This is a genomic window from Mesorhizobium sp. L2C066B000 (assembly GCF_000502335.1).
Classification (GTDB): Bacteria; Pseudomonadota; Alphaproteobacteria; order Rhizobiales; family Rhizobiaceae; genus Mesorhizobium.
On the sequence record NZ_AYWZ01000001.1, the window covers coordinates 88,931 to 107,363 of the forward strand.

An 18,433-nucleotide genomic window follows, 5' to 3' on the forward strand; every position below is an offset into this window, starting at 1 on the left:
CCTCCCTAGACCCGACGACTATAATGCCGATTGTTTGGATCGCTTCAACCTCGCGACCTCATCTTGTTCAAGACTGTGCCGGACAGCCGCCATCGGATCGTCCGACAGCAGGTCGCCCAGCGCCGATGTGACGGCCGCGCGGAACGTATCGTCGGCGGCAAGGCCGGGGTCGAATATCCCGTCGATGGCAAGGATGGCGGACACCAGCGCGCTGGCATCGTGACCGGTCGCATCGGCGATCGCGGCGACCTTGCCGGCATAGGGGTCCGACACCGGCCAGCGTCTTTCAAAGCGATCCGAGGCCCGGATCAGATAGGCCATCCAGCCGGCGACCGGCACCGATAGCAGGCCTATGCTCTGGCCCATCGCGAGCCGGTCGCGGATCGGGTTGAGCAGGCGCTGGACGATCTTCTGCGAACCGTCGGTTGCGACCTGGTGGTTGCGGTGGCGGATCGCGGTGTTCTTCAGCCGGGCAAGACTCTGCTCGACATAGGCAAGCGGCAGGATGCCCGGCACCGGCATCAGCGTCGGCACAGTCTCTTCGACCAGCATGCGCCGGATGAAGTCCGACAGCAGCGGGTCGGCCATGGCATCCGATGTGTGCTCGAGACCAGCCAGAACGCCGAGCGTGGCGAGTGCCGTCTGGGCGCCATTCAGCACCCGCATCTTGAGATGCTCAAACGGCGTGACGTCGTCGACGAAGGTGGCGCCGACCAGATCCCAGCGCGGCATGCGGCCGGCGAATTTTTCCTCGATCACCCACTGCCGGAACGGCTCACCGACAGCGACGGCGGCATCGTGGTAGCCGAACCATTGCTCGACACTGTCGAGGTCATCTTGCGTTACCGCCGGCGCGATGCGGTCGACCATTGACGAAGGGAAGGCGGAATTGGCTGCGATCCATGCGGCCAAGCCATTGCCGCGCTGCCTGGCGAAGGTCTGCACGACATTGGCTAGGATAACGCCATTGGCCGGAATGTTGTCGCAGGACAGCAGTGTCAGCGGCCGCCCATTTGTGGCCCTGCGCTGCTCCAGCGCCCGCACCAGCAGGCCGGGGACGCTGCGAGGCGTCTCGGGGTTGGCGAGGTCGTGGACGATATCGGGATGGCCAAGGTCGAGTTCGCCGCTGGACGGGACGTGGCAATAGCCTTTTTCGGTCACCGTCATCGTCACCAGCTCGATATCGGGTGAGATCAGCACACCCAGCGCCGGTGCGGCACTCTCCTGGCTGTCGACCACCCGGACGATGCTGCCGATCACACGTGCCTCGATATGGCTGTTCTCGCGGATCAGCCTTGTGTACAGCCCGCCCTGCCGTCCCAGCGTGTCGGCAAGGCTGGGCGGACGGATGTTGATGCCGACGATGCCCCAGCGGTCGAAGCGCAGCGAGATGAGATCGTCGGTGTATTCGGCCTGGTGGCAGCGGTGGAAGGCGCCGACGCCGAGATGCGCCATCCCTGCGGCAAGCACGGTGCGATCGTAGGACGGTGTCTGCACCGATGCCGGCAAGCGATCGAGCAGCGCCGGCCCAAGCGTTTCGGTGGAAGCGCTCACCGGTTCGCCCCGATCACCGCCTGCTCCTGGTCGATGACCGCGCCGGTCATCGGGCCGGCCGCGTCGGACAGCAGGAAGACGGCGAGGCTGGCGATGTCGTCCGGCGTCAGCAGCCGGCCGAAAGGCTGCGCGGCATTGGCCTTGTCGAGCCAGCCGGGGCCGTTGCCCAATGTCTCCGCCTGCATGATGCGTTCGGCCGGCGTGTCGGTCCAGCCGACATTGATGCCGTTGACGCGGATGCGATCGAAACGGTGGGCGTTGGCGGCGTTCCTGGTCAGCGTCGCCAGCGCGCCCTTGGTGGCGGAATAGACGGCGAGTTCCGGCGAACCGCAATGGGCGTTGATCGACAGGATGTTGAGAATGGCGCCGCCCTGTCCGCGCTGCTTCATGTCGGCAATCGCCGCCTGCATCAGGAAGAACGGCGCGCGCGTGTTGACGGCAAACAGCGCCGCCCAATCGTCGAGGCTGGCGTCGAGGAAAGAGGCGCGATCGGTCAGGCCGGCGGCGTTGACCAGCGCATCGATGCGGCCGAAGCGCTCGATGCAGGCCTGCGCCAGAAGGGTGGGGGCGTCAGCATCGGCAAGGTCGGCGGTGACGAAGATGGTCGGCGTGCCCAATTGCGAAAGCTCGGCCGCCACGGCCTCGCCACGCGCCCTCTCGCGCCCGGTGACCAACAGCCCGGCGGCACCGGAACGCGCCAGCGTCTCGGCAATGGCGCGGCCAATGCCTTGCGTCGACCCGGTGACCAGAGCCACCTTGCCGTCAAGCCGGATCTCCATTCCTCCTCCCGGGAATAAAGTTTCTATTTTGAGAAATATGGAACGACAATTCCCGATAGTCAATTGGACCAGTGATGCCTCATTCGCCGCGCCGCGCCGCCACGCCATGGACCAGCGCCATCCCAACGGCGAGCGAGGCCGCCAGTGAGCGGAAGCCGGCAAAGTCGGATTCCACCACTTCCAGCCAGCTGTCCGAGAGCGGGATCAGCGGGCTGAAGGTGCTGTCGGTGACGGTGACGATACGCGCCTTGCGCTCATGCGCCACCGCGACGAGATCGGGCGTGATCGAATTGTAGGGGCTAAACGAGACAGCGAGCACGGCATCCCGGCCGCTGATGCAGCCGATCTGGTCGAGTGCGGAGGAGCCGACATTGTCGACCAGCACATTGCGCACGCCCTGCTGCGACAGTGTCAGGGAGAGATAGGCGGTGACGGGAAAGGCGCGCTTGGAGCCGATGACATAGATCAGCTCGGCGGCCGCCAGCAGCGCCACCATCTTGTCGAAACTCGCGACATCGAAGCCCGCCTCGATGCGGCCAAGCGAGGCCTGCGACGCGCCGACCATGCCGTGCAGGAAATGCAGATTGGGCTCGGTCTCGGTGCGCGGTTCGCCGCGCCCTTCCGGCCATGAGCCCTTGATGTGCTCCTTGAACAGGCCCTGGAAATCGGAAAAGCCAGAATAGCCGAAGATCTGGGCAAAGCGCACCAGCGTCGAGGGCTGCACGCCGGCCTGTGCCGCAACCTGCGCGATGGTGCCGAGCGCGACGTCGCTCGGATGCTGCCACAGGAAGATTGCCACCTGGCGCAGCCGCTTGGGGAAATGCACCGTGCCCGACGACAGCACCGCGCGCAGCTCCTCATAGGTCTGCGGCTGGATGTAGCCAAGCGCGGCCAGCGAGCGCCCGCGCTTGCGCGTCGCCGCCTCGTCGGTGCTGGACCGTCCGGATGCCTTGCTTGCCCCACTCATGATTTCAGGCTAGCGCGACACGATCGTTTTACAATATGAAAATTGGAAATCATGTTCGAAAGCGGTCTGCCGGGAGGAGCTTGAAAATGGTCTACGCAACATCGGACGGGTCGGCCGGCAAGCGGCTGCGGGTCGGCATGGTCGGCGGCGGCCGCAACGCTTTCATCGGCGCGGTGCATCGGCTCGCCATGCGCCTCGACGACCAGATCGTGCTGGTCGCCGGCGCGCTGTCGTCGGACCCGGAAAACGCCGCCGCATCGGCCGCCGAGATCGGCATCGCGCCGGATCGCAGCTATGCCGACTATCGCGAGATGGCGCGAACCGAAGCAGCGCGGCCGGACGGCATCGAGGCGGTGGTCATCGTCACGCCCAACCATCTGCACGCGCCGATCGCCACGGCCTTTCTCGAGGCCGGCATCGACGTGATCTGCGACAAGCCGCTGTCGACGACGCTGGCCGATGCAGAGGCACTGGTGGCGCTGGCGCGGGAGAAAAAGCGTCGCTTCGTCGTCACGCTCAACAACACCGGCTACGCCATGGTCCGCCAGGCGCGCGAGATGGTGGCGGCGGGCGCGCTTGGCCGCATGGTGTCCGTGCATGGCGCCTACATCCAGGACTGGCTGACCAAGCCGATCGACGCCGAGGGCCAGAAGCAGGCGGAGTGGCGCACCGATCCGGCGCGCGCCGGGCAGTCGGCGGTGCTGGCCGACATCGGCGTGCATGCCTTCAACCTGGCAAGCTATATCTCCGGCTGTGAGGCCGAGGCGGTGTCGGCGGATCTGTTCACTGCCGTGCCGGGACGCCGGCTCGACGACAATGCGCATGTGCTGGTGCGCTGGACCGGCGGGGCGCGCGGCACGATCCTCGCCAGCCAGACCTCGCCCGGCCACTACAATGATCTCTCGGTGCGCATCTATGGCGACAAAGCCGGGCTCGAATGGTCGGGTGGCCGGCCGGAGGAATTGCGCTTCTCCATCTACGGCGAGGAGACCCGCACGCTGGTGCGCGGCGGCCATGGCTCGACGACGGAAAGCCAACGCGTGTCGCGCATGCCGGCGGCGCATCCGGAAGGCTATATCGAGGCCTTCGCCAATTTCTACCGCGACGCCGCCGATATCATTCGCGCCCATCGCTCTGGTGGGGTGGTGGATGCGGCGCGCGCAGCGCAGGTGCCCGATGTGGTGGAGGGCGCGCGCGGGGTGAAGTTTGTTGCGGCGGCGGTGGAGTCGAATGCAGCGGGTGGGGCTTGGACGGCGGCAAGGTTTGGGTGAGGACGGGAGCTGCCGTGGTTCAGCGGTAGAAGCAATCACCTGGGGGACTGGCGCTGCCCTAAGGGATTGACCTGCCGAAGGCGCTACCGCCGCCGCAGCAGACCTGGCAGCGGCGGGGCGCCAAGTACTCTTCGGTCGCTTTACTGGGCAAAACGCTGCTATGCATGTGTTAATCTTGTCAGAGCATCGGCCCAGCCGTATTCGGTAACAATGCGCAACTTGTCTCTCTTCCTTGCTGCCAGCCTCGGCTGCCTCGTTCTCTCGGCGGTTTCCTTCGGCGCTCCGCAAGGCCTGCTCGTTACCCTGTTCCCGGACAGCAATGCAGCGAAGGTGGCGCAGTGCAGAAGCCTACTCAAAATCCGTTTCGACACGGGCGAATGGCCGGACAAGGGCGCGGCTGACTACATGCGCTATGACGAGTGCTACTATCTGATCTGTGGCGGAACCAAACCGAGCGCTTGAGGGTTTGGCGAGCTATCCCTTGATCGCCGAGCCGACGATGGAATCGACGAAGAAGCGCTGCAGGAAGACGAACAGGATGAGCGGCGGCAGCACGGCGAGCGTGGCGCCGGCCATCACCAGGCCGGTGTTGACCGCACCCCTGTTGTAGCTGAGCAAGCGGCTCAAGCTGATGACGATCGGATAGGCGTCGGTATTGCCCTGCAGCACGGTCAGCGGCCAGAGATAGCTGTTCCAGTGGTAGACGAAGGCGAAGAGGGCCAGAGCCGCGATTGCGGGAGCGACGCTCGGCGCCACGATCTTGTAGAGGATCAAGAACTCCGAGGCGCCGTCCATGCGCGCGGCGTCGATCAGGTCGTCGGGCACGCCGGAGATGAACTGGCGCATCAGGAAGATGCCGAAGGCGTTGGCGAGATTGGGCACGATGATGCCGGCGAGGCTGGCGTTGAGGCCGATCGAGCCGACCAGGCGATAGAGCGGGATCAACGTCACGATCGGCGGCAGGAACATGGTGGCGATCAGCACAGAAAACAGCAGCGACTTGGCGGGGAAGTGGTATTTGGCGAATGCGTAGCCGGCCATCATGCTGGTCAGCAGGATGCCGGCGGTGGTGATCGAGGCGATGACCAGAGAATTCCACATCGAGCGGCCGACATTGACGACGCCCGACACCTTCTCATAGGCGTCGAGGCTCGGCGTAAGGGGGATCCATACCGGCGGCACCTGCATGCTCTCGGCCGGCGTCTTGAGACTCGATAGCGCCATCCAGACCAGCGGGAAGGCCGAGGCAACGGCGACCAGCAGCATCAGCGTCGCCAGCAGCGCCTTGCGGCCCGACGGGCGCCGGCGCGACAGCCGGCTCGACGATCCCGCGCTCATTCGTCGTTCTTCCGGTTGGCGAAGGCAAACAGCGCGCAGACGACGACAATCAGCGAAAGCATCAACATCACCGCCATGGCCGAACCCAACCCGCCCTGCGCGCGTTCGATGCCGACGCGGCGGATGTGGTAGGTCAGGACGTTGGTCGAGCCGGCCGGCCCGCCCTGTGTGATCAGCGCCACCGGCTCGAACACCTGCACGGCGTTAATGATGGCGATGACGGCGCTGAACAGAAGCGTGCGCCGCATCAGCGGCAGCGTGATGAAGCGGAACTGCTCGAAGCGGTTGGCGCCGTCGAGCTTCGCCGCCTCGTAGAGGCTGCCTTGGATTTGCGTCAGCCCGGCGATGGCCAGCACGGTGAAATAACCGACCTGCTGCCAGACATTGAGGAAGACGATCGAGACCAGCGCCGAGCGCGGCGACGACAGGAAGGGCTGTGGTCCCATGCCGATCAGGTCGAGCATCTGGTTGAGCGGCCCTTCGCTCGGCGAATAAAGCTTCGACCAGACCAGCGCCACCGCGATCATCGGCACCATGTAGGTGGCAAACAGCACCGTGCGCAGCGCCGTGCCGCCGGGCACATCCTGCTGGTAGACCATCAGGCCGAAGGCCACCGACAGAGGCAGGATGAGGACGACGGAGAGCGCGGTGTAGACGGCTGTGTTCGTGAGCGCGGCCTTGAAGTCGCGGCCGATCGAGGTGGCCCCGAAAATCTCGCGGAAATTGTCGAGGCCGACGAAGCTGGCGCTGGAAAACGGCGTCTGCGTCGACCAGTCCTGGAACGACAGCCAGACGGTGAGCAGCATCGGCAACAGGATGAAGATGCCGATCAGCGTCACGGCGGGCGCCAGCATGATGCCCGCCGAGGCACGGTACCTCTGAATCATTATTTGGCGGCGCGCTCCAGGATCGAAATGGCGTCGGCCTGCGCCGTCGCCTGCGCATCCTTGGCTGAGACCTGGCCATACTGCAACGCCTCGAGCGTCTGCTGCAGCGATTCCGAGAATTCCTGGCCGCCGGGCACGACAGGGAACGGCTTGGCATCGGTGAGCACGCTGACATAGCCGGAGAGGAATTCCGAGCCGAGCTTGTCTTTGTGCGCCTCGATGTCGGAGAGGCGTGAGGGCAGGATGCCCATCGACATGAGGATATCCGACATCGCGGAAGCACCGTTCTTGCCGGACTTTGGATTGTTCAGCCAGGCGAGGAAGTCCCACGCCGCCTTCTGCTCGGCGGCACCTGCATTGGCGTTGACCACGGTCATCCAGGAGTAGGATATCGAATGCGGCTTGTCGCCGCTCGGACCGACGGGAATCGGCGCCGTCGCAATGTCGGCGAACTTGTCGCCCATGCCGGCCTTCAGCGCGCTCTCCCACCAATTGGCCATGATGATCATGCCGGTCTTGCCGGAGACGAAATTGTCGAGGAAGGGGCCGGTGGTGTTGGCGTCGGCTGTCGCCATCGAAGGCACGCTGGCGCCCGACTTGATCAGGTCTTCATAGAGCTGGAAAGTCTCGGTGGCCTGCGGGCTGTCCAGCACCGGCTTGCCGTCCTTGACCAGGTCGCCGCCATTGGAGACCAGCAGCGAGGCGAAGGGATGAACGACACCGGCGGCCCATGAATTGATCATGCCGAAGCCTTGCTGTCCCGCATCCTTGTTGGTCAGCTTCTTGGCCGCATCCTTGAACTCGTCCCAGGTCTTGGGTGGCGCCGCGATGCCGGCCTGCTTGAACAGCGCCTTGTTATAGTTCAGCGCATAGACGTCGATTTCGTTGGGGATGCCGTAGAGCGTGCCGCCGACCGAGGCGGCGCTGGTGACGCCCGCCGGCCAGGCGGCCTTGACCTCGCTGGCCACCGCATCGGGAGCGGGCGCGACCAGCTTGTCGCGCGCCAGTTCCGGCAACCAGAGATCGTAAATGCCGCCGATCGTCGGACCGTCCGCGCCGCCGCCTTGCGAGCGCAGCGTGGTCAGGAGGTCGCCGAAGGGGACGGCACGCACGGTGACGCTGACATCCGGATTGGTCTTGGCATAATCCTTGGCCGCCGCTTCCAGCAGCGCCACCGTCTCCGGCGACCAGTGGGTGAGATAGGAGATGTTGACCGACTGCGCCCAGGCCGTGGCGGGCAGGATGGCGAGGCCTGCGGCCAGTGCCAGTTTCGACGTCCAGGCAAACGACATTCCTCATCCTCCCTATTGGTTCGCATGAGGTTATGACAAGTCAGCGCGGCGACGCAAGGGCTTGCTGGCGAAAAAGTCTCACATGGTACGGTCACAGATTTCTTTGCGGCGCTGGAATGTGGGTATTTGTCGTTACGTAACAAACAGTTGCGGGTACTGCAATGTCGTGAGCGGGCCAACGCCGCCATTCCTGAGGCGCAGCAGACCTCTTGCGAATACCGCTATGTCGTTATAATGACTTTTGCCGAACCAATGACTTCTCACGGCACGGAAACGCCGCGGGACGCCAAGGACAGAGAACAATGGGAGACTGGCAATGAGCATGCTTTCACTTCACCGGCGCGCAGCACTTGGGCTGATCGGCGGCCTTGCCGCCGCCTGCGCCGGCGTCTTCGCCTCATTGCCGGCGCGAGCCGCCGACAGCACGGTGACGCTGTGGAGCTGGCGCACCGAGGACGAGGCCGCGATGCGCCGCATCTTCGATGCCTTCGAGGTGAAGAATCCCGGCATCAAGGTCGCCATCCAGTTCACGCCCGATGCCGACTACCAGAACCGGCTGAGCACGGCGCTGCGCGGCGGGCGCGGGCCTGACATCGCCCAGCTCAAGGCCTATGGCGAATTGCAGCCCTTCGTCGAGGCGGGCTATCTCGACGCGCTGGACGACAGCGTGCCGGAGCTGAAGAACATGGAGGACGCAGCGCTTGGCGGCGCGCGCGGCCGCAGCGACGGCAAGCTCTACGGCGTGCCCTACTCGGTGCCGATGATGGGCGTCTTCTACAACCAGGATATCTTCGCCGCCCAGGGCATCGAGATCCCCAAGACCTACAAGGATTTCACCGCCGTCTGCGAGAAGCTGAAGGCGGCCGGCATCACCCCGATCGCCACCGGTGGCGCCAACGGCTCGGCCTGGGAACTGGAGATCGCCGTCGGCGTGGTCGGCCCGACCATCTATGGTCCTGATTTCTACGACGAGATGATGAGCGGCAAGGCGACCTTCCAGGATCCGCGCTATGTGGCGGCGCTGAAGCGCTTCGCCGAGCTGAAGCCGTATTTCCCCGACGGCTTCGCCGGCATCGACTACACCACCGCCACGCAGCAGTTCATCGGCGGCAAGGCGGCGATGTTCCTCGGCGGTTCGTTCGAGAACGGCAGCTTCAAGGCGCAGAACCCGAAGCTGAAGTTCTCGATCTTCCCGTTCCCCGCGGACGATGCCGGGGCAAAACTCTACACCTCGGCCTTCTCCGACGGCTCCTATGGCCTGGTCTCCGAGAGCCAGAACAAGGAAGCCGCGACCAAGGTGCTGGGCTTCATGGCTTCGGCAGAGTTCGCGCAGATGTTCGCCGACGAGCTCGGCTGGCCGCCGGCCCGCACGGATGTGAGGGTGAAGGATCCAGTGCTGGCCTCGATGATGGAGATGGCGAAGAATTCGACGCCGTATCTGACGCTGGTCGGCTTCCGCTGGCAGTCGCCGACGGCGTCTTCGGTGCTGCAGTCGGAGATCATCGACATGGTCGAAGGCAACATCGCGCCGGAGAAGCTGGCGGCCGACATGCAGGCCGCGGTCGCCACCTGGTTCAAGCCGAAGCAGTAGGCGCGGCCGGTCGCAAAAGCGGCCGGCCTCTCACGGACCAGAAAAGCGCATGAGCACCCTTCGCCGCACCAGCAGCCTTCGCCGCACGCAGCAGCGCATGGCCGTGCTGTTCATCCTGCCGGCGCTGGCAGTCTATGCGCTGTTCGTCCTCTATCCCCTGGGGATGTCGCTGTGGGGCAGCTTCTTCGTCTGGAAGGGGCTGCGCATGGTCGAGTTCGCCGGCCTGTCGAATTTCTCAAGGCTGTTCGCTTTCCCGAGCGGCGCGCGGATCTACGGCGCGCTGTGGCACAACACCGCCTGGTTCTTCGGCATCATGGTCTTCCAAAATGGCCTCGGCCTGTTGTTTGCCTGGCTGCTGTTCCTGCGCGACAAGGGTGCGGCCTTCTTCCAGTCGGTGTTCTTCTTTCCGGCGGTGCTGAGCCCGGTCATCGTCGGCGCGCTGTGGCGGTTGCTTTTGGCACCGGGCGGCGTCGTCGAATGGGCGCTGAACGGGCTTGGCCTGCACCAGGGCAGCCTGACCGTGCTCGGCAACAGCCACACCGCGCTCGCCATGCTGATCGCCGTCGATGCCTGGAACTGGATGGGCCTGCCGGTGCTGATCTACACGGCAGGTCTGCGGCAGATTTCCGGCCAGATTTTCGAGGCGGCAAAACTTGACGGCGCCGGCAATGCGCGCATGCTGTTCTCGATCGCGCTGCCGCTGCTGATGCCGGCGCTGGGCACGCTGACGACGCTGTCGTTCATCAACACCTTCAACCAGTTCGACATCGTCTATGTCACGCAGGGCGTGCAGGGCAATCCGAGCTATTCGACCGACACGCTGGTGACCTACTTCTACCGGCTGGCCTTCGGCGCGGAAGGCGCTGTCGGCATCACCGATATCGGTCTGGCGCTGGCGCTCGGCACCGTGCTGTTTTTGATCCTCAGCATCGGCACGCTCATGATGCTGCGCTTCTTCGACCGCCGCACGGTGCAGCTATGAGCGCGCTGGCGATTGCGCAGAGGCCAGACATCTCTCGGCAGCTGGCGCGGCTGCCCGGCTGGACGGTGCTGGTCGTTTGGACGGCGGCTGTGCTGTTGCCGCTCTACATCCTTGTCGTCTCCTGTTTCAAGACCACGGCCGAGATCTACGACAACAGGCTCGGCCTGCCGCAAAGCTTTGCCTTCGACAATTTCATCAACGCCTGGACGCGCGCCGATCTCGGCCAGAATTTCATCAACAGCCTGATCGTCACGGGCGGCGCCGTCATCCTCACCATCGTCGTCTCGGCGATGGCCGCCTATCCGCTCAGCCGCTACAAGCTTGGCTGGAATGCCATCATGCTCGGCCTGTTCCTGTCCGGCATCATGCTGCCCATCCGGTTGGCCTCGGTCGAACTGTTCACGCTGATGCGCAATCTCGGCCTGCTGGATTCGCTGACCGGGCTGATCCTGGTCTATTCGGCGATCCGCATTCCCTTCGCCGTCTTCATCTTCGCCAATTTCATGCGCGTCTTGCCCTCCGAGTTGGACGAGGCCGCGCGCATGGACGGCGCCGGCGAGGTCCGCATCCTGTTCCAGATCATCCTGCCGATGGTCAAGCCGGCGGTGTCGATCGTGGCCATCTTCACCGCGATCGCGGTGTGGAACGATTTCTTCTTCCCGCTGATCTTCATCTTCGACGACCGCTACAAGACGGTGCCGCTGGCGATCAGCATCTTCGTCGGCCAGTTCCGCACCGACTGGGGCCTGGTGTTCGCCTCGCTGGCGATATCCATGGCGCCCATCCTGATCATGTATTGTCTGCTGGCGCGCCAGATTCGCGAAGGCGTGGGCACCGGAGGAGGCATGAAATGATCGAAGACAGAATTTATGCGGCGAAATCCATCCTGGTGGTCGGCGCGCACGCCTTCGATGCCGAGGTGATGGCCGGGCCGCTGGCGGCCGCTGCCGTCAAGCGCGGCGCCACGGTGACCTTCCTGCATCTGACCATGGGTGAGCAGGGCCATCCGTACCTGGTTCCCGCGCATTATTGCGTGCAGAAGGAAGAGGAAGCGGGCAGCGCGGCGGAGCGGCTCGGCGTCACCATGCGTGGCTTTGGCCTGCGCGACGGCTTCCTGCCCACAGACGATCAGACGGCGCTCGAAGTGGGCGACATCATTCGCGAGCTGAAACCCGAGATCGTCATCACCCATTGGCATGGCAGTTGGCACAAGGACCATCGCGCCGCCGCCCATTTGACGAAGACCGGTATCTTCTTCGCCGGACTGCCGACCGTTGCCAGCGACCATCCGGCGCACACGCCGCAACTGCTGCTGTTCGGCGAGAACTGGGAGGACGATGACGGCTTCCGGCCCGAGCATCTCGTCGATGTCAGCGACGGGTTCGAGGCCTGGCGCGACGCGGTCATGGAGTATGAGCTGGCGCGCGGCCTGAGCAGCTTCCCCTATGTCGACTATTACAGTTCGCTCTACCGGCTGCGCGGCTGCCTGCGCGGCACGCGCCATGCGCAGGCCTTCGCGGCGGCGTCGCATTCGTGGAATGCCGGCAGCGGTCTGTTCTCGCTCCCCTTCGGCAAAGGGTCGGGTCGATGACGCGGGTACTCGCCATCGATCTCGGCGCCACCAATTTGCGCGCTGCCGTATCTACGGGCGATGTCGGTGCGTTGGAGGCGCTGGGCAGCGAGCCGGCGCCGGCAACCCTTGATGCCTTCATTGCGCGCATCGACGCGCTGTGCACTGAGGCCGGGTCGGTCTCAGCGCTTGGCATCGCGGTGCCGGGTCTGGTCGAGGGCTCAATCTGCCGCTGGATCCCCAACTTGCCGTTCCTCGACGGCGTCGATATCCAGCCGCTGTTTCCCAAAGTGCGCGTAGCGCTCGGCAATGACGCACAGATCGCGCTGCTGGGAGAGGCTGTCGAAGGCAGTGCGAAAAACATGCCGGATGCGATCCTGCTCGCCATCGGCACCGGTATCGGTTCGGCGGTGCTGGCCAATGGCCGCATCGTTGCCGGCGCGCATGGCGGCGCCTGCTCGTTCGGCTGGGCCTGCGCCGACGTGAGGGATCATGGTGAAGAGCGCAGCGGCTGGCTGGAGCGCGTTGCGTCGGGCCGGGCGCTCGATGCCCTTGCCGGCCAGATCGGCCTTGCCGACGGCCGCCAACTGATCGCCGCTGCCCAGGCCGGCGAGCTGGCTGCACTCACCTTGCTTGAACTGCCGGCGCGACAGCTCGGCACCGCGCTGGCAGGCGCTGTCGCGCTGCTCGATCCGCAAGCGGTGCTGATTTCGGGTGGTTTGGCGGAGGCGCTGGATGTGATCCGGCCGCCGCTGCTTGCGGCGCTGCGACGTCAACTGCCGCCACATCTGCGCGGCATCGACGTCAAGGCTGGAAAGTTCGGTCCCCGCGCCGGTCTGGTCGGCGCGGCGCTGGCCGGCGCCGTTGGGCAAGGGTGGAGGCAGGTGCGATGAGCGAAGCAAGCTTTCAGCAACCGGACCGCAGACGGCCGGAGCCGCTCTGGTACCAGGTCGAAGAGGCGATCCGAGCCATCGTCAAGAGCGGCGAATGGGCAACGGGCGACCAGATCCCGGCGGAGGACAGGCTGTGCGCCCTGTTCGGCGTCAGCCGCATCACGCTGCGCCACGCCTTGCGCAATCTCGAGGAGGCAGGACTGCTCAGGCGCGAACATGGCCGCGGCACGTTCGTGCGCTCGACCACGCTGGTCGCCGGCACGCGCGAGCTGACCAGCTTTACCCAGGAGATGGGCAATATGGGCGTGGTCGCGGGCTCGCGCCTGCTCGACTGCAGCCTGACCACCGCCAATGCGGCGGCTGCCGGCGCGCTGGAGATCGAGGAGGGCGATCCGGTGGTGCGCATTCGCAGGCTGCGGCTCGGCAACAACGAGCCGATCGGCATCCAGACGGCGCAGCTGTCGGCGGTGCGCGTGCCGGGCTTCCTCGATGCCGGCCTGCTGCAGGGCTCGCTCTACGAGGCGCTGGAGCGCCATTACGGCATCGTGCCGGTGGCCGCGCGGGAGAACTACCGGGTCGGCGCGGTCGGCGCGGCGGACGCCGAACTGCTCGACCTCGCTGTCGGCAGCCCGGCCTTCGTCGTCGAACGCATCACCACCGACGAGCGCGGCCCGTTCGAATTCACCGTCTCGATCATGCGCGGCGACCGCTACGAAATCCGCTCGACGCTGCGCGCCGGACGCGTGCCGCTGAACCCGAGAAGCTGATCCATTCCAGACCGACACAGCAAACAGGAGTACCCACGTGTCCGATCTCTACATCCACCGTCTCGCCGCCCTCATCGACCAGGCTGCGAAAGCCAATGAAGAGGCCTTTGGCCAGGCCGCCAGCCGCTTTGCCGACTCCCTCGAGGGCGGCGGGCTGGTGCATCTCTATGGCTCCGGCCATTCGGTGCTGCCGGTGCAGGAAGTGTTTCCGCGCTATGGCAGCTATGTCGGTTTCAACCCGCTGACCGACCCGCGCGTGATGTGGCACAATGTGCTCGGCGCCGGCGGCGTGCGCGAGCTTTTGTGGCTGGAGCGAACTGAAAAATACGCCGAAAAATTCCTCGACCACCAGCCGCTCAACAAGGGCGATTCGATCATCATCTTCGGCCATAGCGGCCGCAACTCGTCGGGCATCGACACCGCGCTCTACGCCAGGAAGCGCGGCATCTTCGTCGTCGCTGTCACCAGCAAGAACAATCTGGACAAACCGGCGACGCACTCGTCCGGCAAGCGGCTGGCGGATGCCGCCGACCTCGTCATCGACACCTGCTCGCCGATCGAGGACGCCATCGTGCCGGTCGAGGGCTGGAGCCGGCCGGTGTCGGGCTCATCGACGGTGCTTGCCATGATCCTGGCGCATGAGCTGATCGCGCGCACGGCCGAGCAGCTCGCCAAGCGCGGCATCGAACTGCCGGTCTTCGCCTCGCCGACCATTGCCGGCGTGACGCTGCACGACACCGACGTCATCTACGGCGTCTACCGCGAGCGCATGCTGGAGGCGCAGCAGAAGCACCTGCCGACCTTCCAGGCGACGATGCGGGGAGAGTGAAAGCACGGAGGCCCGGCACATGGCCAGGCCTCCAATTTCTCTCGCTGGAATTTTCCGGATGTTCAACGCCGCTTCGGGCGGCTCGCGGGAGATTTGTTGCCGCGCGGGCCGCTCTGAACCGGCGTGTTGCCCTGGTTTTCCTCCGACAGCTTGCGCCAGCGGGCAAGGCGCTCAGGGTCGAGCGTACCCGCCTTCAACGCAGCCTGCACCGCGCAGCCCGGTTCGTGGACATGGGTGCAGTCGCGGAATTTGCACAGCGGTGCGAGCTCGGTGATTTCGGCAAACAGCGTGTCGATGCCGGAGGCGACGTCGCTGACATGCAGCGTGCGCATGCCCGGCGTGTCGATTACCCAGCCGCCACCGGCAATGGGGTGCAGCGACCGCGCCGTGGTGGTGTGGCGACCCTTGGCATCGTGTTCGCGGATGCCCGCCGTCTGTTGCGGCGATTGCTGCGCCGATCCGGCCAGCGTGTTGACCAGCGTCGATTTGCCGACCCCGGAGGAGCCGACCAGCGCCACCGTCTGCCCTGCGCCACACCAGGGAGCAAGCGCCGCTGCGGCATCGGCGACGCGCGGGTTCAGCATCACCACGGCCAGTCCACGCTGCAGGGCGGCGGCCTGGCTTTGGTAAGCCTCGGCATCGTCAGCGGTGTCGGCCTTGGTCAGCAGGATCACCGGCGTCGTTCCGGCCTCGTTGGCCAGCGCCAGATAGCGCTCGAGCCGGGCGATGTTGAAATCGGCATTGCAGGACGTCACGATAAACAGCGTGTCGACATTGGCCGCGGCCAGCTGCGGCACCCTGCCGCCCTGTGTGCGGCGCTCCAGCACCGTCTTGCGGGTCAGGCGGCGGCGCAGCAGATGCGTATGCGGCTCGACCAGCACCCAGTCGCCGACGGCATAGTCGCCGGTGTTGGCATTGGCCGGCAGCGTCAGATCCACTGGCCCTGCCCGGGACAGGCCGGCCAGGCGGTCGCGGTGCACCGAGGCGATGCGCGTCGGCACGAGGTCTGCCTCATCGGCTTCAAGCTGGTCGCCGAAGAAATCCGTCCAGCCCAGGCTTGCGAGGGAGGCCGTCACGGCTTTGACCAGGGGGACGGCGTCACAGACATCGGAGAGTATCCTTTGGCAAAATGGGCGCGGACCCTCGGGGCGGTTGTTCAAGCCGTGTATGGGCGGCATGGCGGCATTTGACAAGCCGAACCGCGCCGATGGCCGAGCCGTTTCGCGCACCACGTTGGAACGCATCGCGGCGGTGGTTCGCTGATGCGCTTACGCGTCGTTACTCTCAATGTCTGCAACACGGAAGGCGAACCGGAGCGCCTGGCGGCCATCAACCGGGAGCTGAGGCGGCTCGACCCCGATCTGTCGCTCTCCAGGACGTCGTCCAGACAGCCGATGTGAAATCCCTCGATACGCTGCCGATGGTCTTGATTTGCATGCCACGCATCAGGCCTCGTCGTCGACCTCGAAGTTGGCAGCGACGGCTGAGGATGGCAGGTCGAGAAGCCTGCCAAAAGGGGGAGGGGGATGGCCGGTACCGCAGGGGGCGGGGGGTTGGGATGGGGTTGCCTGAAGCACCGGCCAAAGCGGGACAAGTCCCACGCCCACAAGCTAGCAGAGCTTGGATCGGTTCATATGGTGTGATCGCGGAACTGGCGCAAAAGCGCTTTCACATCCCCGCGCAGGCGTCGGCAACGAGCCCGCAACCGGGGGTTTCCGGTCGGTTGGTGGATTGCGCAAGCGTCGGTTGAAGGCGCTGCGGGAGGCTGTCGTTTTTAGTGCGGTTCGAGTGCTATGCGCTCAGCGACAGGTGCTCAAGGCAGGGCAATCGCGTGGCGCCACCACATGCGATTGTCCTGCTTACGCCACCGGCAGCGTTCGCCCCGCAATCAGATCCGCAGCCTTCTCCGCAATCATGACTACGGCGGCGTTGGTGTTCGACGACACGATGCTTGGCATGACCGAGCTGTCGCAGACACGCAGGCCTTGCAGACCGCGCACGCGCAGCTCGGGATCGACGACGCTGTCGGCATCGCCGCCCATCCGGCAGGTGCCGACTGGGTGATAGGCGCTGCGGCCATGTTCTCGGGCGAAGGCTTCGAGTGCTGAGCGCCCCTGCATCGCCTTGCCGGGCAGATGCTCGCGGCTGATGTATTTGGCGAAGGCCGGCTGCGACAGGATTTCGCGGCTGATCTCGATGCCGTCGATGGCGCGTTCGAGATCATAGCGCTCGGCGAACGGGTTGGGGTCGATGATGGGCGCATCGCGCAGGTCCGCGGACTTGAGCGTGACGCTGCCGCGCGAACGCGGGCGCACATGGTAGGAGTTCAGCGTGCAGCCATTGCCGCCGGGAACCGAGCCGATGCCTTCCTCAACGCCGGCGCCGGGCAGGAAATGGAACTGGATGTCCGGCGTCTTCTCCGCGCGGTCGCCCCACCAGAAGCCGCCGGCCTCTACAATGTTGGAGGCCACCGGCCCCTTGCCGAACAGCGCATATTCAAGACCGGCGACCGCTTGCCAACGCTTCTTCTTGTAACGGTCGATGCCGTGCGGTCCGTTGAGCTCGGCGACGACATCGACGTCCATGTGATCGTGCAGATTCTGGCCGACGTTTTTGGAATCGTGGACCACCTTGATGCCGTGCTGGCCGAGATGCACGGCCGGGCCGATGCCGGACAGCATCAGCAATTTCGGCGAGCCGATGGCGCCGGCGGCGACGATGACTTCGCGCTCGGCGCGGAGCAGTTCGGTGCGGCCATTGACGATGATCTCCACGCCGATGGCGCGGCCGTTCTCGACCACGATGCGGCTGACCGAGGCGTCGGTGCGTAGCGTCAGATTCTTGCGGCCGAGCGCCGGCTTCAGATAGGCGACCGCCGTGCTCGAGCGTTTCCCCTGACGCGTCGTCGTCTGGTAGAAGCCGGCGCCCGCCTGCTCACCGGCGTTGAAGTCGGCGCGGAAAGGAAGGCCCGCCTGCTGCGCCGCCTTGACGAAGATGCGGGTCAGCGGATGCGGCGCGCCGCTGGAGACGCCGAGCGGGCCGTCAGTGCCGTGCTGCGCATCGGCAAAAGTGTCGTTGCCCTCGGAGCGGACGAAGTAGGGCAGCACGTCGGCATAGCTCCAGCCGGCACAGCCATCGTCGGTCGCCCAGCCATCGTAGTCCTGCGGGCAACCACGGGTGAACACCTGGGCGTTGATCGAGGAGCCGCCGCCGAGCACACGCGCCTGCGGATAGACCATGGTGCGGCCGTCGATCTCCTTGCCGGGCGCGGTGTCATAGCCCCAGATCAGAGGCCCCGACGTCATCTTGAAGAAGCCGACCGGCAAATGGATGTAGCGGTCGGTGTCGGGCGGACCGGCCTCGAGCAGCACGACGGACACGTCCGGGTCCTCGCTCAGCCGGGCGGCCAGAATGCAGCCAGCCGAACCGCCGCCGACAATGATGTAATCCGTCATTTCCACTCCCGGGTTCTCTTTGTTGGAGCATGATCTCCGGACAAAACGGTTTCTCGATTTGTCCGAGAAAACCGGTTCCCACTTCTAGGGATCATGCTCCGGCGGGCGATGAAATCACCGCCCCTTCCTCTTGCGCGCGACGATCTCAAGTCGCTTGTGCCACGTCAAGAGAAAGGGTATGGTTATCGTGTTGAAGGGTTGTCGTACAAGTGGAGGAGCTTGACGATCCTCACCAGGAGGTCCCGGCCGCGCTCCCTG

The 18,433-nt window shown here is 65.2% G+C and carries 18 protein-coding genes; 10 read left to right on the top strand and 8 right to left on the bottom strand.

The window, feature by feature from the left end; translation table 11 throughout:
* Positions 1-18 precede the first annotated feature (18 nt).
* The 3 genes from X733_RS165235 to X733_RS165225 form a co-directional block, all read right to left on the bottom strand.
* Positions 19-1,554 (bottom strand): mannitol dehydrogenase family protein, encoded by a 1,536-nt coding sequence (locus tag X733_RS165235; protein WP_023817200.1) that lies wholly within the window; start codon positions 1,552-1,554, stop codon positions 19-21.
* Positions 1,551-2,333, bottom strand: coding sequence for an SDR family oxidoreductase (locus X733_RS165230; protein WP_023704171.1), 783 nt, complete (start codon positions 2,331-2,333; stop codon positions 1,551-1,553). Before X733_RS165230 ends, X733_RS165235 begins: the two co-directional genes overlap by 4 nt.
* Before the next feature lie 79 nt (positions 2,334-2,412).
* A complete protein-coding gene (locus tag X733_RS165225; protein ID WP_023704170.1) occupies positions 2,413-3,300 on the bottom strand; it encodes a MurR/RpiR family transcriptional regulator in 888 nt (295 codons plus the stop codon).
* A gap of 86 nt (positions 3,301-3,386) precedes the next feature.
* On the opposite strand from X733_RS165225, the gene X733_RS165220 reads away from it, so the two are divergent.
* Positions 3,387-4,571, top strand: a complete 1,185-nt coding sequence (locus X733_RS165220) for a Gfo/Idh/MocA family oxidoreductase (protein ID WP_023704169.1) — start codon at positions 3,387-3,389, stop codon at positions 4,569-4,571.
* Between the two features lie 210 nt (positions 4,572-4,781).
* On the top strand, positions 4,782-5,033 hold the full coding sequence (locus X733_RS165215; RefSeq protein WP_023817201.1) for a hypothetical protein: 252 nt from the start codon (positions 4,782-4,784) through the stop codon (positions 5,031-5,033).
* A gap of 12 nt (positions 5,034-5,045) precedes the next feature.
* On the opposite strand, the gene X733_RS165210 is transcribed toward X733_RS165215, so the two are convergent.
* Genes X733_RS165210 through X733_RS165200 form a run of 3 tightly spaced genes read right to left on the bottom strand, consistent with a single transcriptional unit; the run spans position 5,046 to position 8,088 of the window.
* Entirely contained in the window at positions 5,046-5,909 is an 864-nt protein-coding gene (locus X733_RS165210) for a carbohydrate ABC transporter permease (protein WP_023817202.1), read from the bottom strand.
* On the bottom strand, positions 5,906-6,796 hold the full coding sequence (locus X733_RS165205) for a sugar ABC transporter permease (RefSeq protein ID WP_023817203.1): 891 nt from the start codon (positions 6,794-6,796) through the stop codon (positions 5,906-5,908). Before X733_RS165205 ends, X733_RS165210 begins: the two co-directional genes overlap by 4 nt.
* Entirely contained in the window at positions 6,796-8,088 is a 1,293-nt protein-coding gene (locus tag X733_RS165200) for a sugar ABC transporter substrate-binding protein (protein WP_023817204.1), read from the bottom strand. The genes X733_RS165205 and X733_RS165200 overlap by 1 nt, the downstream gene beginning before the upstream one ends.
* 316 nt (positions 8,089-8,404) lie before the next feature.
* Between X733_RS165200 and X733_RS165195 the strand changes: the two genes are divergently transcribed.
* The 7 genes from X733_RS165195 to X733_RS165165 are packed head-to-tail and all read left to right on the top strand — an operon-like array spanning position 8,405 to position 14,720.
* Positions 8,405-9,679, top strand: coding sequence for an extracellular solute-binding protein (locus tag X733_RS165195; protein ID WP_023817205.1), 1,275 nt, complete (start codon positions 8,405-8,407; stop codon positions 9,677-9,679).
* Positions 9,680-9,728: 49 nt separating this feature from the next.
* Positions 9,729-10,661, top strand: coding sequence for a sugar ABC transporter permease (locus X733_RS165190; protein WP_031192920.1), 933 nt, complete (start codon positions 9,729-9,731; stop codon positions 10,659-10,661).
* Positions 10,658-11,515 (top strand): carbohydrate ABC transporter permease, encoded by an 858-nt coding sequence (locus X733_RS165185; RefSeq protein ID WP_023691908.1) that lies wholly within the window; start codon positions 10,658-10,660, stop codon positions 11,513-11,515. The genes X733_RS165190 and X733_RS165185 overlap by 4 nt, the downstream gene beginning before the upstream one ends.
* Positions 11,512-12,252 carry a PIG-L family deacetylase gene (locus X733_RS165180; protein ID WP_031195993.1) on the top strand — a complete coding sequence of 247 codons (741 nt, stop codon included), beginning with the start codon at positions 11,512-11,514 and terminating at the stop codon, positions 12,250-12,252. The genes X733_RS165185 and X733_RS165180 overlap by 4 nt, the downstream gene beginning before the upstream one ends.
* The gene (locus tag X733_RS165175; protein WP_023691907.1) at positions 12,249-13,124 is read left to right on the top strand and encodes an ROK family protein; all 876 of its coding nucleotides are present in this window, start codon (positions 12,249-12,251) and stop codon (positions 13,122-13,124) included. The genes X733_RS165180 and X733_RS165175 overlap by 4 nt, the downstream gene beginning before the upstream one ends.
* The gene (locus tag X733_RS165170; RefSeq protein ID WP_023683130.1) at positions 13,121-13,891 is read left to right on the top strand and encodes a GntR family transcriptional regulator; all 771 of its coding nucleotides are present in this window, start codon (positions 13,121-13,123) and stop codon (positions 13,889-13,891) included. Before X733_RS165175 ends, X733_RS165170 begins: the two co-directional genes overlap by 4 nt.
* A 37-nt stretch (positions 13,892-13,928) precedes the next feature.
* Positions 13,929-14,720, top strand: a complete 792-nt coding sequence (locus X733_RS165165; protein ID WP_023700933.1) for an SIS domain-containing protein — start codon at positions 13,929-13,931, stop codon at positions 14,718-14,720.
* A gap of 62 nt (positions 14,721-14,782) precedes the next feature.
* Here X733_RS165165 and rsgA read toward each other — a convergent pair whose 3' ends face one another.
* Complete coding sequence (rsgA, locus tag X733_RS165160) at positions 14,783-15,796, bottom strand: ribosome small subunit-dependent GTPase A (RefSeq protein ID WP_245274118.1); 1,014 nt, start codon at positions 15,794-15,796, stop codon at positions 14,783-14,785.
* Positions 15,797-15,982: 186 nt separating this feature from the next.
* Between rsgA and X733_RS1000000169280 the strand changes: the two genes are divergently transcribed.
* Positions 15,983-16,120, top strand: a complete 138-nt coding sequence (locus X733_RS1000000169280) for a hypothetical protein (protein ID WP_023691904.1) — start codon at positions 15,983-15,985, stop codon at positions 16,118-16,120.
* A 459-nt stretch (positions 16,121-16,579) separates the two neighbouring features.
* Here the strand turns inward: X733_RS1000000169280 and X733_RS165155 are convergent, their stop codons facing one another.
* Positions 16,580-18,175, bottom strand: coding sequence for a GMC family oxidoreductase N-terminal domain-containing protein (locus X733_RS165155; RefSeq protein ID WP_023817209.1), 1,596 nt, complete (start codon positions 18,173-18,175; stop codon positions 16,580-16,582).
* Positions 18,176-18,433 lie beyond the last annotated feature (258 nt).

Excerpts from the sequence above, each read along its gene's own strand:
- X733_RS165230 (WP_023704171.1), bottom strand. The coding sequence starts at position 2,333 with ATGGAGATCCGGCTTGACGGCAAGGTGGCTCTGGTCACCGGGTCGACG.
- X733_RS165225 (WP_023704170.1), bottom strand. The coding sequence starts at position 3,300 with ATGAGTGGGGCAAGCAAGGCATCCGGACGGTCCAGCACCGACGAGGCG.
- X733_RS165220 (WP_023704169.1), top strand. The coding sequence starts at position 3,387 with ATGGTCTACGCAACATCGGACGGGTCGGCCGGCAAGCGGCTGCGGGTC.
- X733_RS165215 (WP_023817201.1), top strand. The coding sequence starts at position 4,782 with ATGCGCAACTTGTCTCTCTTCCTTGCTGCCAGCCTCGGCTGCCTCGTT.
- X733_RS165210 (WP_023817202.1), bottom strand. The coding sequence starts at position 5,909 with ATGAGCGCGGGATCGTCGAGCCGGCTGTCGCGCCGGCGCCCGTCGGGC.
- X733_RS165205 (WP_023817203.1), bottom strand. The coding sequence starts at position 6,796 with ATGATTCAGAGGTACCGTGCCTCGGCGGGCATCATGCTGGCGCCCGCC.
- X733_RS165200 (WP_023817204.1), bottom strand. The coding sequence starts at position 8,088 with ATGTCGTTTGCCTGGACGTCGAAACTGGCACTGGCCGCAGGCCTCGCC.
- X733_RS165195 (WP_023817205.1), top strand. The coding sequence starts at position 8,405 with ATGAGCATGCTTTCACTTCACCGGCGCGCAGCACTTGGGCTGATCGGC.
- X733_RS165190 (WP_031192920.1), top strand. The coding sequence starts at position 9,729 with ATGAGCACCCTTCGCCGCACCAGCAGCCTTCGCCGCACGCAGCAGCGC.
- X733_RS165185 (WP_023691908.1), top strand. The coding sequence starts at position 10,658 with ATGAGCGCGCTGGCGATTGCGCAGAGGCCAGACATCTCTCGGCAGCTG.
- X733_RS165180 (WP_031195993.1), top strand. The coding sequence starts at position 11,512 with ATGATCGAAGACAGAATTTATGCGGCGAAATCCATCCTGGTGGTCGGC.
- X733_RS165175 (WP_023691907.1), top strand. The coding sequence starts at position 12,249 with ATGACGCGGGTACTCGCCATCGATCTCGGCGCCACCAATTTGCGCGCT.
- X733_RS165170 (WP_023683130.1), top strand. The coding sequence starts at position 13,121 with ATGAGCGAAGCAAGCTTTCAGCAACCGGACCGCAGACGGCCGGAGCCG.
- X733_RS1000000169280 (WP_023691904.1), top strand. The coding sequence starts at position 15,983 with ATGCGCTTACGCGTCGTTACTCTCAATGTCTGCAACACGGAAGGCGAA.
- X733_RS165155 (WP_023817209.1), bottom strand. The coding sequence starts at position 18,175 with ATGACGGATTACATCATTGTCGGCGGCGGTTCGGCTGGCTGCATTCTG.